12 protein-coding genes are annotated in these 13,851 nt (G+C 40.9%); all 12 read left to right on the top strand.

The window, feature by feature from the left end; translation table 11 throughout:
* Window positions 1-524 precede the first annotated feature (524 nt).
* The gene (locus ACZRKO_RS16345; protein ID WP_463738306.1) at window positions 525-1,661 is read left to right on the top strand and encodes a polysaccharide export protein; all 1,137 of its coding nucleotides are present in this window, start codon (window positions 525-527) and stop codon (window positions 1,659-1,661) included.
* Between the two features lie 2 nt (window positions 1,662-1,663).
* Window positions 1,664-2,098, top strand: a complete 435-nt coding sequence (locus ACZRKO_RS16340; RefSeq protein WP_463738305.1) for an arsenate reductase/protein-tyrosine-phosphatase family protein — start codon at window positions 1,664-1,666, stop codon at window positions 2,096-2,098.
* Window positions 2,099-2,114: 16 nt separating this feature from the next.
* Window positions 2,115-4,277 (top strand): tyrosine-protein kinase Wzc, encoded by a 2,163-nt coding sequence (gene wzc, locus ACZRKO_RS16335; protein ID WP_463738304.1) that lies wholly within the window; start codon window positions 2,115-2,117, stop codon window positions 4,275-4,277.
* 42 nt (window positions 4,278-4,319) lie between these two features.
* Window positions 4,320-5,243, top strand: coding sequence for a glycosyltransferase family 2 protein (locus ACZRKO_RS16330; protein ID WP_463738303.1), 924 nt, complete (start codon window positions 4,320-4,322; stop codon window positions 5,241-5,243).
* 27 nt (window positions 5,244-5,270) lie between these two features.
* Window positions 5,271-6,710 carry an undecaprenyl-phosphate galactose phosphotransferase WbaP gene (wbaP, locus tag ACZRKO_RS16325; protein ID WP_463738302.1) on the top strand — a complete coding sequence of 480 codons (1,440 nt, stop codon included), beginning with the start codon at window positions 5,271-5,273 and terminating at the stop codon, window positions 6,708-6,710.
* Window positions 6,711-6,728: 18 nt separating this feature from the next.
* Complete coding sequence (gene rfbB / locus ACZRKO_RS16320) at window positions 6,729-7,793, top strand: dTDP-glucose 4,6-dehydratase (RefSeq protein WP_463738301.1); 1,065 nt, start codon at window positions 6,729-6,731, stop codon at window positions 7,791-7,793.
* A gap of 21 nt (window positions 7,794-7,814) precedes the next feature.
* Window positions 7,815-8,684 (top strand): glucose-1-phosphate thymidylyltransferase RfbA, encoded by an 870-nt coding sequence (gene rfbA, locus ACZRKO_RS16315; RefSeq protein ID WP_463738300.1) that lies wholly within the window; start codon window positions 7,815-7,817, stop codon window positions 8,682-8,684.
* Window position 8,685: 1 nt separating this feature from the next.
* Complete coding sequence (gene rfbC / locus ACZRKO_RS16310) at window positions 8,686-9,219, top strand: dTDP-4-dehydrorhamnose 3,5-epimerase (RefSeq protein WP_463738299.1); 534 nt, start codon at window positions 8,686-8,688, stop codon at window positions 9,217-9,219.
* On the top strand, window positions 9,219-10,073 hold the full coding sequence (gene rfbD / locus ACZRKO_RS16305; protein ID WP_463738298.1) for a dTDP-4-dehydrorhamnose reductase: 855 nt from the start codon (window positions 9,219-9,221) through the stop codon (window positions 10,071-10,073). Before rfbC ends, rfbD begins: the two co-directional genes overlap by 1 nt.
* A gap of 86 nt (window positions 10,074-10,159) precedes the next feature.
* Complete coding sequence (locus ACZRKO_RS16300; RefSeq protein WP_463738297.1) at window positions 10,160-11,464, top strand: oligosaccharide flippase family protein; 1,305 nt, start codon at window positions 10,160-10,162, stop codon at window positions 11,462-11,464.
* Window positions 11,461-12,660: a polysaccharide pyruvyl transferase family protein gene (locus ACZRKO_RS16295; protein WP_463738296.1), complete on the top strand. Its 1,200-nt coding sequence runs from the start codon at window positions 11,461-11,463 to the stop codon at window positions 12,658-12,660. Before ACZRKO_RS16300 ends, ACZRKO_RS16295 begins: the two co-directional genes overlap by 4 nt.
* Window positions 12,661-12,896: 236 nt before the next feature.
* Complete coding sequence (locus ACZRKO_RS16290; RefSeq protein WP_463738295.1) at window positions 12,897-13,814, top strand: glycosyltransferase family 2 protein; 918 nt, start codon at window positions 12,897-12,899, stop codon at window positions 13,812-13,814.
* Window positions 13,815-13,851: the final 37 nt, after the last annotated feature.

The following is a 13,851-nucleotide window of genomic DNA, read 5'->3' as shown; positions in this document are numbered from 1 at the left end:
GCCTGACGAAAATTTAGGTAATCAAAGGGCACTGCAATACATTAACATTCACTGAAATATAAACAATAATAAAATATAAAGTGTTTTTTAAGAAAAATGTTTTGATTACAACGACTTGTTAAGTGAGTGGGTGTTTGTCTGTCTGAGATGTAACGTGATTAATTAAGTGACTTTATACAGTCATTGGCGGTAGCCTGCCTGAGGTATTTTTGTTTCCTGAGTCCAAAATTATATTATATGTCTATTTGTGCATATAACATTATCTCGCTTGATGATATTTAATCGAAAATAAACTTGAAGCTCTGCGGGCATAACTTAAACAATAAAAAAAGGGTAAGGTACTCTGTATGCTTTGCTTGGTCTCATATTGAACCGCTATGTCTATCGCTTATTTCAGTGACACTATGCTGAAGATATAAATTATCTTCATAAAGAAGCTTTTTTGACTGAACCCCAGAACATGAAGCCTTTTTCACCAGGCCCTTCGTAGCAGATTTATTTACTTTGAAAGTGATTCTATTTAGATGAAAAAAAAACCAGGGAAGCTGATATTTCTACTCTTATCCATCAGTATGATCAGTGGCTGTACCGTCGTTCCGGGCTCCAATCTGCCGACTCGCGGGAAGAAAGTTGTAAAGCAAGAAGATAGCAACTTTGATATTGATAAATTAGTCAATGTCTATCCGATGACCCCCAGTTTGGTCGACAAAATGCGGCCTAAATCTGTCATTGCGCAGAACAATGCAGACTTAGAACATGCACTACAGAATTACGAGTACCGCATTGGCGTTGGTGACGTGCTGATGGTTACCGTATGGGATCATCCTGAATTGACCACTCCAGCCGGTCAGTACCGTAGCGCCAGCGATACTGGAAACTGGGTCAATGCCGACGGCACGATTTTCTATCCGTATATCGGCAAGGTACAAGTTGCCGGCAAGACGATGAGTGAAGTCCGTGTGAGTATTGCCAGTCGGCTGGCTCAATTTATTGAAAGCCCGCAGGTTGATGTCAGTATCGCTGCTTTCCGCTCACAGAAGGTGTACGTGACCGGTGAAGTCAACAAATCTGGCCAGCAGCCAATCACCAACGTGCCGTTAACTATTCTGGATGCAATTAATGCAGCAGGCGGCCTCGCTGAAAATGCGGATTGGGGCAATGTGGTATTAACCCATAATGGTAATAAGCAACGTATTTCTTTGCAGGCCCTGATGCAAAAAGGCGATCTGACACAGAATCATCTGTTATATCCCGGCGACATTCTGTATGTCCCGCGTAATGATGATTTGAAAGTGTTCGTGATGGGCGAAGTAAAGAAACAATCTACTTTGAAAATGGACCGCAGCGGTATGACTCTAACCGAAGCATTAGGTAATGCAGAGGGGATGGATCAGGCAATGTCGGATGCAACGGGTGTCTTTGTTATTCGGCCTCTGCGTGGCGCTGAAGGCAATAAACTGGCCAATATTTACCAACTTAATGCTGCGGATGCTGCAGCACTGGTGATGGGAGCTGAGTTTCAACTGAATCCGTACGATATTGTTTATGTAACCACGGCACCTGTTGCCCGCTGGAACCGGGTCATTAGCCAGTTGGTGCCAACGATTGCTGGCGTCCACGATATGACAGAAACCGTTCGCTTTATCAAACAGTGGAAGTAGAGATGTTTGATTCCATTTTAGTGGTCTGCGTTGGCAATATTTGCCGTTCCCCAACCGGGGAGCGGCTACTAAAAAAATATTTGCTCAATAAAGAGATCAGCTCAGCAGGGTTGAGAGCCTTAGTCGACCAGCCTGCTGAAGCCTCTTCTGTTGATGTCGCGAATCAGCATGGAATCTCACTTGCAGGACATCAAGGCAAACAGCTGACAGCTGCTATGTGTCGTGAATACGATCTCATCCTGGTTATGGAGAAAGGGCATATTAACGCAGTGTGTCGTTTAGTGCCGGAAGCCAGGGGGAAAACCATGCTGTTTGGCCATTGGCATGAACGGCGTGAAATCACTGACCCTTATCACCAAAGTCGTGAAGCCTTTGAATTTGTATTTCGCCTCCTCAATGAATCAGCTCAAAAATGGGCTAATGCGTTAAGTCGATAGCTAGTCAGGATTTCCAATGTTAGAAAAAAACCGAGTGAATAATCCAGGAAACGACAAATCAGATCAGATCGATCTTGGTCGTTTGATCGGTGAGTTAATTGATGGTCGTTGGTTGATTATCATTACGACATCCATATTTTTGGTGTTAGCAATAATATACTGCTTATTTGCCACGCCTGTTTATCGTGCCGACGCCATGGTTCAGGTTGAGCAAAATGTTGGCAACTCGCTGCTTAATAATATCAGTCAAATGATACCCAATAGTCAGCCTGCTTCTGCCCCTGAGATAGAGTTACTCAAATCAAGGATGATACTGAGTAAGACAGTAGAAGATCTCAATCTTAGGACCATCATTGAACAGAAATATTTCCCCATATTCGGGAAGGGCTTTGCCAGGTTAACGAAGCAGCGCCCCGGTAAGTTAGTGATATCAAAATTTGAAGTTCCAGACTCTTGGGATAGTAACTCATCAATTTCTTTCACTGTAAATGACAATAATCATTTTAGTATTGAAGATGGCGATGAGATGACTCATGGGGAAACAGGAAGGTTATACCAAAATAAAGGGATATCTATCCTGGTAGATGTTATTGATGCTAAACCTGGAAGCGTGTTTGAAATTTCGAAACTCAGCGAACTTACTGCTATCGACAAATTATTAAACAGGTTCGACGTGGCTGATAAAGGTAAGGATACAGGTGTTCTGGGGCTGACGTTAATTGGCGAGGATCGGGTGATGATCACAAATACGCTCAATGCTATTGCCAGAAATTATCTGCAACAGAACGTAGAAAGAAAATCAAAACAAGATGCCAATAGCCTGGGTTTTTTGGATATACAGCTTCCTAAAGTACGCAGCGCGCTTGATTCATCAGAGAGTAAATTGAACCAGTTTCGTCAGCAGAATGACTCTGTTGATCTATCACTTGAAGCTAAGGCGGTGTTGGATTCTATCGTCTCTGTCGATAATCAACTGAATGAACTGACGTTTAAAGAAGCTGAAATCTCTAAGCTGTATACTAAGGAGCATCCTGCTTACCGTGCATTACTTGAAAAAAGACAAACGCTGCAAAACGAGAGAGAAAAACTTAATAAGCGTGTCGGTTCAATGCCCAAAACGCAGCAGGAAATATTACGTCTTAGCCGCGATGTTCAATCGGGTCAGGAAGTTTACATGCAATTGCTGAATAAAGAGCAAGAGCTGAGTATTTCAAAAGCAAGTACAGTCGGTAATGTCAGGGTAGTAGATCAGGCTGTAACCCAGATTAAAGCCGTCCAACCCAAGAAAATAATTGTTATTTTCTTAAGTGTTATCCTTGGTGCAATATTCTCTTCGGGATACATATTAATCAAGTCAATTTTTCATAAAGGAATTGAACGGCCTGAGCAGTTAGAAGAGTTAGGTATAAATGTTTATGCCAGCGTGCCTTTATCTGAATGGCAAAGGAAAAAAGATTTAGCTTATTCTCTGAGGCATAAAGGGAAGAAAGTTAATGCAGATACTGATTTTCTCCTGGCATTTGGCAACACCGCCGATGTCGCTATCGAAGCTATCAGGGGACTGCGTACCAGTCTGCATTTTGCCATGATGGAGGCCAAAAATAATGTTTTGATGATATCTGGTGCCAGTCCTGGAATCGGTAAAACCTACATTAGTGCTAACCTGGCTGCCGTGGTTGCTCAGTCAGGCCAAAAAGTACTGTTTATTGACAGTGACTTAAGGAAAGGCTATGCCCATGAGTTGTTGGGGGTAGAGGGCGATAATGGATTGTCAGAAATTCTTTCAGGCAAGATAACGAAGGATGTAGCTATCAGGTCCACGAGTCACGACAACCTGGACTTTTTACCGCGCGGGCAAATACCGCCTAATCCGTCAGAGCTTTTGATGCACCACCGGTTTAATGATTTGGTTGTGGAAGTCAGTAAGGGTTACGATCTGGTTCTAATAGATACACCTCCGATATTAGCAGTGACAGATGCAGCCATAATAGGTAAAAGTGCCGGAACTTCGTTGATGGTAGCAAGATTTGCATTAAATACACCGCGAGAAGTTGAAGCCAGTATTAAACGATTTACACAAAGTGGAGTTGATATAAAAGGCGTTATTCTTAATGCCGTGGTCAGACGTGCTGCAAATTTCTATAGCTATGGATACGAACTCTATAATTATAAATATTAGAGTGACAAGGAAGTTTAAATTAGTACTCAAACAGGTGTGGCCATGAAAGTTGCAGTTATTATTCCCACCAGAAATGGTGGCGAATTATGGAAGAAGACTTTATCAAGTATTGCTAGTCAGTCTAAATATATTGACAACGTTATAATTATAGACAGTAATTCATCTGATGATACTGTTTCTAGTGCATCTGCCATCGCTTCGAATTGTATCCCTATCAGCGAAAATGACTTTGATCATGGAGGTACAAGGAATTTGGCTTGCCAATCTATTCATGAAGATGTAGATGTCGTGGTCTTCATGACTCAGGATGCAATTTTGGCCTCGCCAAGCTCATTGTATAATTTAATCTCAGCATTTGATGATCCTGAGGTCGCTGCAGCTTATGGGCGTCAATTGCCTCATGAAGATGCGACGGCAATATCTTGTCATGCCAGGGAATTCAATTACCCCCCTCAGGGCTATAGATCTTCGTTAAAAAGCAAACAGTCAATGGGCCTTAAAACGGTATTTATGTCTAATTCGTTTTCAGCCTATAGGTTGTCAGTTTTTAGAGAACTGGGTGGTTTTCCTGAGAAGACAATTCTTTGTGAAGATATGCATTTTACGGCGCGAGCTGTTTTGGCGGGTTATAGCATAGCCTATGTACCAAACGCGACGGTTTACCACTCCCATAATTATACTGCTGTTGATGAATTCAAACGGTATTTCGATATCGGAGTTTTTCATCGTAATGAGCCTTGGATTAGGGAAACGTTTGGGGGAGCTGGTCGTGTAGGGCAGAGATTTATAAACTCGGAGCTTAGTTATTTAATTAGAGTAGCTCCAGGATGGATACCCCCCGCATGTGTAAATAATTTAATGAAGTTTTTGGGTTACAAGCTTGGGGCTCATTATGAAAGGATTCCAATGAAGTTAAGGAAAATATTTAGTATGCATGAGCATTATTGGGATGCTTTTGAAAAGTAATAATTTGTCCATTGGAAGGATTTTTCTATGAGTGCATTAAGTTACTCAAGTCATACTTTTATTGTTAAGTTGTTTTTAGCGCTATCTGATTTTTTGTTTTTTATAATGTCATTGTTTGTGGCTATTTTTCTTGTTTTTTTGTTTGGCCGAGATCTTAACGAGTTTATCCCTGAGTCGGAAATGCTAGCACGTTTTCTGACACATATTATGCTCGCATTTTGTTGTGTCGGTTGGTTTTGGATTAAGTTGGGGCATTACACTAATCGTCGTTCTTTCTGGCTGGAGTTAAAGGAAGTATTTAGAACAATCATTATTTTCTCGATATTAGACCTGGCATTGATTGCATTCTCGAAGTGGCACTTTTCCCGTTATGTATGGGGTCTCACCTGGTTCTCAATGCTGGTGTTAATCCCGCTGGCTAGGGTTACCCTTAAGCGAGTGCTGAATAAATTTGGCTTATGGCAAAAACATACAGTCATTATTGGTTCTGGAAAGAATGCTTGTGAGGCCTTTGCTGCTTTGCAAAGTGAAAAAGTATTAGGTTTAGCCATTTGCGCTTTTTTTTCCAGTGGCAAAGGCAGCGATTGCGGACCGGTTCTGCTGGGAAAGCCTGTTATTTATAATGAACAAGAACTTTGGCAACGATGTTCTCCCGAGACTACGCAGTTCATCGTTGCGCTCGAATTTGAAGAACACATTTTTCTTGATGAATGGCTTAAGAAATTAGCTAACCATCGCTGTTCGTCAGTTTCCGTCATACCCACTTTACGAGGTGTTCCTTTATATGGAACAGATATGTCTTTCATATTTAGCCATGAAGTGATGATCCTACGTGTGAAAAATAATTTATTGAAGGTAACATCTCAATTTATAAAACGTGCTTTTGATATTATTGGTTCTTTGGCCATTATTTTTTTGTTATCTCCTGTTTTAGTGACATTAACCTATATGGTTTCAAAACACGGTGGTAAAGCTATTTATGGACATGAACGTATTGGGCGTAATGGTACTAAATTCAAATGTCTCAAGTTCCGCTCGATGGTTACTAATTCTCAAGAGGTGTTGCAGGAATTATTATCGACGGATGAACAAGCTCGGGCAGAATGGGATAAGGATTTCAAGCTGAAAGATGACCCGCGCATTACCCGAATAGGAAAATTTATCAGGCGTACCAGTCTGGATGAGCTTCCACAACTTTTCAATGTACTAAAAGGTGAAATGAGCCTGGTCGGCCCGCGTCCAATCATTGAGAAGGAGTTAGAACGTTATGCGGGTAATGTTGACTATTACCTGATGGCGAAGCCCGGTATGACAGGTTTGTGGCAGGTTAGCGGCAGGAATGATGTCGATTACGATACCCGAGTTTATTTCGACGCATGGTATGTGAAAAATTGGTCATTATGGAATGATATCGCAATTCTTTTTAAAACTATCAACGTGGTCTTGAAAAAAGATGGTGCGTACTAATATAGAGTTGGAGTTAATGTGAGAATTATTATAACTGGCGCAGCGGGTTTTATTGGCTCTGCTGTTGCACGCCATATTATTAGTGACACTACGGATGAAATATTAGTCGTAGATAACCTGACCTATGCAGGCAATCTTGAGTCATTGAATAATATTTCTGGCAATTTACGCTTTAATTTCGAACACGTGGATATCCGTAATCGAGTTGAGCTAGACCGTATTTTCAATAAATTCAAACCAGATGCTGTCATGCATCTGGCTGCAGAAAGTCATGTGGATCGCTCTATTGATGGCCCTGCTGCATTTATTGAAACCAATATTGTGGGTACCTACACGTTGCTGGAGGCGACCAGGCAATATTGGAACGGTCTTGATGTTGCAGCCAAAGAAGCCTTCCGTTTGCACCATATCTCTACCGATGAAGTTTATGGCGACTTGCACGGTACGGATGACCTGTTCACTGAAACAACGTCATACGCACCGAGCAGCCCCTATTCAGCGTCAAAGGCCGCCAGTGATCACCTGGTTCGCGCCTGGCTGCGGACTTATGGTTTGCCGACCATCGTGACTAACTGTTCTAACAACTACGGCCCCTACCATTTTCCAGAAAAACTCATCCCGCTGATTATTCTCAACGCACTGGAGGGCAAACCACTACCTGTCTATGGCAACGGTGCCCAAATTCGTGACTGGTTGTATGTAGAAGACCATGCCCGCGCACTTTATAAAGTGCTTACCGAAGGTGTCGTCGGTGAAACCTACAATATCGGTGGTCACAATGAACGGAAAAATATTGAGGTTGTACAAACCATCTGCCGTTTGCTGGATGAACTCGTACCCAATAAGCCCTCCGGCATTTATCAATACGAAGAGCTGATCACTTATGTCACAGATCGCCCTGGGCATGACATGCGTTATGCCATTGACGCTTCAAAAATTGAGGCTGAATTGGGTTGGAAACCACAGGAAACTTTCGAAAGCGGTATTCGTAAAACCGTTGAATGGTACCTGGCAAATGAAGCGTGGTGGAGCCGTATTAAAGACGGTTCTTATGCTAATGAGCGTCTGGGTCTGAACCGCTAATTTGATAATAAGGAATTTAAGATGAAAGGAATCGTATTAGCCGGTGGCTCGGGTACACGTTTATACCCGATCACACGTGGTATATCTAAACAGCTGCTGCCAATTTATGACAAGCCGATGGTCTATTATCCGATCTCTGTGCTGATGCTGGCAGGAATCCGCGATATTTTGATTATTTCAACGCCAGACGATATGCCATCTTTCAAGCGCCTGCTGGGTGATGGTAGCCGCTTTGGTATTAATCTGAGCTATGAAATTCAGCCTAGCCCGGACGGATTGGCGCAAGCCTTCCTGATAGGTGAAGAGTTCATTAATGGTGATCGCTGTGCGCTGGTATTGGGTGACAATATTTACTTTGGGCAAAGCTTTGGAACCAAACTGGTAAACGTTGTTGAGCGAAACGAAGGTGCCACCGTATTTGGCTATCAGGTCATGGATCCAGAACGTTTTGGTGTAGTTGAATTTGATAAAAATTATCGTGCGCTGTCATTAGAAGAGAAGCCTGACAGGCCTAAATCTAACTGGGCTGTCACCGGTTTGTATTTCTACGACCAAGACGTCGTCGACATGGCAAAGTTGGTAAAACCTTCCCATCGCGGTGAACTGGAAATTACCACGCTTAATCAAATGTACCTGGATGCCGGCAAACTCAATGTTGAGCTTTTAGGCCGTGGCTTTGCCTGGTTAGATACCGGAACGCATGAGAGCCTGATTGAAGCGTCACAGTTTGTCCACACGATTGAAAAACGCCAGGGATTCAAGGTTGCTTGTCTGGAAGAAATCGCATTCCGCAAAGGTTGGCTAACCCATGAGCAAGTTGCTGAAGAAGCTCGGGTGTTGAGTAAAACACTTTATGGTCAGTATTTAACGCAATTGATTGGGGAGAAATGACATGCAAGTCATAGATACCAAAATTGATGGCGTAAAGATCATTCTGCCGAGAGTGTTCGGAGATACCAGAGGTTTCTTCCTCGAAACCTTTGAGGAGAAGCGCTATCAGGAAATGCTGAACATTGACCTCAACTTTGTTCAGGATAACCATTCCCGTTCGGCAAAAGACGTATTACGTGGCTTGCATTTCCAGAAGATAAATCCACAAGGGAAGCTGGTTCGTGTTGTTCGAGGCGAAGTGTTCGACGTGGTCGTTGATATCCGCCAAAATTCATCAACCTATGGGGCGTGGGAAGGCGTGATTCTTTCAGAAGAGAATAAAACGCAGTTCTGGGTTCCGCCGGGTTTGGCCCACGGTTTTGTGGTGCTTTCTGATATCGCAGATTTTGAATACAAATGTACCGATTATTATAATCCGGTGCATGAGGGCTGCTTATTGTGGAATGACCCGGAGGTGGGTATTGAATGGCCGCTGGTGAACCCGCTACTTTCGGAAAAAGATAAAGTAGGTAAGTTGCTGAAGGAGTTAGCATAATGAAAGTATTATTAACAGGCTCGAAAGGACAATTAGGGCGCTGTTTTCAGGACCGCTTGCCTGCTGGATGGGAAATATTGGCGACTGATACAGACGAGCTCGATATTACTGATTTAAATGTGGTAAAAGCAGTCGTGGAGAAATATCAGCCAAACATTATCGTTAATGCCGCCGCCTATACTGCCGTCGACAAAGCAGAGACGGAGCCAGAACTGGCTGCGTTAATTAATGTGACTGGCCCCAAAAACCTGGCTTTGGCAGCCAACGATGTCGGTGCACGCCTGGTGCATGTTTCTACTGACTATGTTTTTGACGGTACATCAACGACTCCCTACATTGAAACCGATGTGACTAATCCACTGGGTGTCTACGGCCAGACTAAATTGGATGGTGAAATTGCAGTGTCGGCAGTTCAGCCTGAAGCCATTATCATCCGCACGGCCTGGGTATTCAGTGAATATGGCAATAACTTCGTGAAAACTATGCTTCGTTTGGCAAAAGAGCGTGACACTTTGAGCATTGTTTCTGACCAGCGTGGTTGCCCCACCTATGCTGGCGATATTGCGCAGGCGATTATTGATTTAGTTGAGAAAAATGCTGAAGGAGGTGTTTATCACTTTTGTGGTGATAAACAAGTGTCATGGAATGAGTTTGCAGATGATATTTTTTCAAAAGCAATCTTGCTAAAAAAAATCGCAAATTTACCAATAGTCAATCCAATCCCATCACAGCAATATCCCACACCTGCGAAAAGGCCAGCCTTTTCGACTTTAAATACTCATAAAATTGAGATGATTAAAATTAAAGCATCTGATTGGCAGCATGCGCTGCTGGACGTTTTAGTGAAAATTTAGATCAAAGGGCTATTCCTAGTTCTTAAAATTTCGTTGAATTCCTTTCGGATTTTTTGGTCTACAACCTGGCTCTGATGTGAATAAATATGTTCGAATTAAAGAAAGATAAGTTTATCAGAAATATATCTTGGAATTTGGTGGGTTTCGCCGTTCCAATATTAGCCGCCATTATTATAATTCCACTGCTAATGAAGCACATTGGTATGGAACGCTTTGGGGTTCTGACCCTCATATTCGCGATGATCGGCTTTATGAATATATTTGATTTTGGGTTGACACGTTCGATAACAAACTGTGTAATCAAATATAAAAATAATGAAGCGCTGATGTTAGTTTCAATTAAAACCGGTTGGTTTATTATCGTCTCGATACTAACCGTCGTGGCAGTGCTGATATTAATATTTAACCAATCGATCACCGAACATATTTTCAATGTATCAAATGCCACGCTAAGCCACGAGGTGAGTAATAGCTTAGTGGTCGTTGCACTCAGTTTACCATTTGTGATATCGCAAGCAACCTTTGTAGGTGTTCTTGAGGCATTTTCATGCTTTAAAAAAATTTCGTTAGGAAAAATACCCTTCTCAATTTTGATGTATCTGGTACCTGCAATCATTTCTTTTTATAGCAACAGTCTTTTATATATAACATCAGCTTTGTGCGTTTTAAGAATCATAATGGCAATCTACTTCTTTATTATGATGAGGAGTGAACTGAGTAAGATTACGAGTAAAACGCTGTCGAGAGTTAAAATTCAGAAAAATATCGCTATTGAATTATTTAAGTATGGTGGTTGGGTTTCAATTAGTAACATCATTGCTCCTGTAATGTTATATATTGATAGGTTCTTTGTCGCCTCTATTGTTGGGGCCAGTTTAGTCGCCTATTACACAACGCCTTATGAAGTTGTTTCTAAGATGTCTATCGTGGCTGTCAGCGTAAGTGGTGTGCTATTTCCGCTTTTTGCCTCGAAGATATCTACAGATGCAAGGATGGCTAACAAATATTTCAATAAGTCATTACTGGGAATATTCCTTGCTCTGTTGCTTCCCGTAATGGTCGGAATCACGTTTTCTAATTTTATTCTAACGCTTTGGATTGGAAAAATATTTGCGCAGAACGCAAGCATAATATTCAGTATGTTCTTAATTGGATTCCTAATACATGGTTTAATCCAACCTGCTTTCACTTGGATACAGGCATCTGGTAAACCATATATCACTGCATTGGCTCATGTGTTTGACCTTTCGCTTTATGTTTTATATTTTCCGACTTTAACAAAGCATTACGGTCTTACCGGGGCAGCAACTGCATGGGTGATTAGGGTGTCTCTGAGTTTGATTGTTTTACATTCAATTAGATTATTTTTGTACAGGCGTAGTATTAAATGAAAAAATTCAATATAGTTGGTGCATTTGATCGCCATAATTACGGTGATATTTTATTTCCATTAATACACTCTCGATTCATTAAAGAAAATAATAAAAATGACTCTGATATTGAGATAAACTTCTTTTCATTAACTAAGTCAGATCTAACAGATGTTGGCGGAGTAATGACTCAACCTCTAAAGGCGTTGTTATCTTCGAATGCTTCCAAAGATGATAAGGTTATTATGTGTGGGGGAGATATCCTTACTGTTGACTGGGTTAGCATGATTGGTCATCTTTCAAATAGACAAGTTTATTTTATTTTGAGACAACTGAAAAAAGTTCTTGGTAGTGTGTTTTCTAATTATCTTGTAAGGTCATTGTATGGTCAAAAAAACAAATACCCCTATGTTCTATCTAATAAAGATATAATTTCAAAAATATTTTACACTGGAGTTGGCGGGTCTGGGTTTGAGCTGAATCAAAATAGTTATACTGATGCAATACCTGCTAAATTGGCAGGAGTGGATTCACTTTCTGTCCGAGAAAACCTGACCAGGAAATATCTGGAAAGACATGGTATAATATGTGACTTGGTGCCGGACACTGCTTTAATTATGTCAGATATGTACCCACTTGTTGAGCTTGCAGCTCTGGATTGGCAAGAGGGAATCGAGCAGACTCAGCCGTTTGATATCAGTAGTTATATTGTGTTCCAAGCTGCGCGAAATAACATTGAGCACAGACTTGACGAAGTTGAAGGAGAAATTAGGAAAGTATTGCAAGCGACGGGTAAATCTATTCTTCTATTACCTATTGGCAGGGCGACCGGTCATGAAGACCATATTGTTTTAGAAAAACTTTACCAGAAAATATCTGCAGATAATTTACCTATAGCAATACAAAATAGTGAGCATGTTCTTCATATTATGTCATCGTTAGCACATGCTAAGGCATATATAGGGACAAGTTTACATGGAGCTATTACCGCTTATTCTTTTGGCCATAAAGTATGCGCGTTTTCTACCAATGAAGTGAAAAAACTCCAAGGGTATTTAGATGCGTGGTTGATTGAATCAGACTACTTTGCTGCTAAGGATGCCAGTTTCTCGAGAGATTTTATCTCTCTCTGCGATGCCTCATATAATATTGAAGATGTGGCATCACTGAAGGAACAGAAGGCAATAGTGGTTGCTGAAATGAGTAAATATTTATAGGTGATAACTGAGTAAAGTGACCATTCTACAAACATCTGGTTCATAAAAATGTGAGTATTATGTTTTTCTGGATAAAATGGATGGCACACTTATATATTAATGAGTCTTAGATCAGCCAGTCTTAATTATATTGGCGGCAATCAGGATTTAAAATAAAAACATAGACACTTACCGCCCGTTTTCGCGAGATCTCGTGATTAATAACTGTGGGGATCTTTCATGGGGATATTCTATAAATGAAAAAAATAAGCATAATATTAGCAACTTACAATGGTCGGGAATATATAGCGGAACAATTGAATTCATTATTAGAAAGCGATGGTTTTTTTGAGTTAGTCGATGAGGTGATTATTTCTGATGATAACTCTACCGATCGAATCATAGAAGTTATTAATGATTACTGTTCAAATTATCCGATGATAAAATGCATTAGTAACACCAGTTCTCCAGGTGTTGTAAATAACTTCATGAATGGCGTCAGGGCTGCGAAGAATGATTTTATTATGTTTTGTGATCAGGATGATGTGTGGCTTCCAAATAAGATAAAAACCATGCATAAATCCATGATGGCTATGGATGCTGAATACAGCCAGAATATTCCATTGCTGGCGTTTTCTGATCTTTATATTGTTGACGAAAAATTAAATATTATTTGCTCTTCATTTATGGATTTTCATAATATCAATATGAAAGAGGCCTTGGCAACGGAACGGCTTATCTTAAATAATGTGTCACCGGGATGTGTGACTATAGTTAATAGAAAGCTTATAGAGCTTGCTCAGATTGATACCGCGCGTAATTGGGTCATGCATGATTGGTGGTTTATGCTACTGGCTTCATCCCTTGGTAAAATAGCTTATGTTGATAAGCCACTGATGCTTTACAGGCAGCATGAGAATAATGTTGTAGGTTCGAACAGAAAAAGCATCCTGCAGAAATTACTGAGGCTACCAGCTGTCATTGTGGAATATAACAAGTGTCTCAGTAATAGACGCAAGCAAGCTGCTCAGCTACTTTTTGTTTTAAAATCAATGAATTGTAAAAGCGGTAAGATTAAAAATATTGAGAGAATCATAGAGCATAATGTTTATACTGCAAAATATGAGTGCTCTAAAAAAAGAATGCTCCTGGCTTTACTAAGCTATAATCGTTAAACGAACACTGATAAATGTTATTTTTTGTAAGGCTCAA

This window comes from Ewingella sp. C233 (assembly GCF_055407225.1).
Note: the sequence above shows the minus strand (reverse complement) of the source record. Positions and strands in the feature narration are given on the sequence as shown.

Coding starts and splice junctions, on each gene's coding strand:
- wzc (WP_463738304.1), top strand. CDS start 2,115: ATGTTAGAAAAAAACCGAGTGAATAATCCAGGAAACGACAAATCAGAT.
- wbaP (WP_463738302.1), top strand. CDS start 5,271: ATGAGTGCATTAAGTTACTCAAGTCATACTTTTATTGTTAAGTTGTTT.
- rfbC (WP_463738299.1), top strand. CDS start 8,686: ATGCAAGTCATAGATACCAAAATTGATGGCGTAAAGATCATTCTGCCG.
- ACZRKO_RS16300 (WP_463738297.1), top strand. CDS start 10,160: ATGTTCGAATTAAAGAAAGATAAGTTTATCAGAAATATATCTTGGAAT.
- ACZRKO_RS16330 (WP_463738303.1), top strand. CDS start 4,320: ATGAAAGTTGCAGTTATTATTCCCACCAGAAATGGTGGCGAATTATGG.
- rfbD (WP_463738298.1), top strand. CDS start 9,219: ATGAAAGTATTATTAACAGGCTCGAAAGGACAATTAGGGCGCTGTTTT.
- ACZRKO_RS16295 (WP_463738296.1), top strand. CDS start 11,461: ATGAAAAAATTCAATATAGTTGGTGCATTTGATCGCCATAATTACGGT.
- ACZRKO_RS16290 (WP_463738295.1), top strand. CDS start 12,897: ATGAAAAAAATAAGCATAATATTAGCAACTTACAATGGTCGGGAATAT.
- ACZRKO_RS16345 (WP_463738306.1), top strand. CDS start 525: ATGAAAAAAAAACCAGGGAAGCTGATATTTCTACTCTTATCCATCAGT.
- ACZRKO_RS16340 (WP_463738305.1), top strand. CDS start 1,664: ATGTTTGATTCCATTTTAGTGGTCTGCGTTGGCAATATTTGCCGTTCC.
- rfbA (WP_463738300.1), top strand. CDS start 7,815: ATGAAAGGAATCGTATTAGCCGGTGGCTCGGGTACACGTTTATACCCG.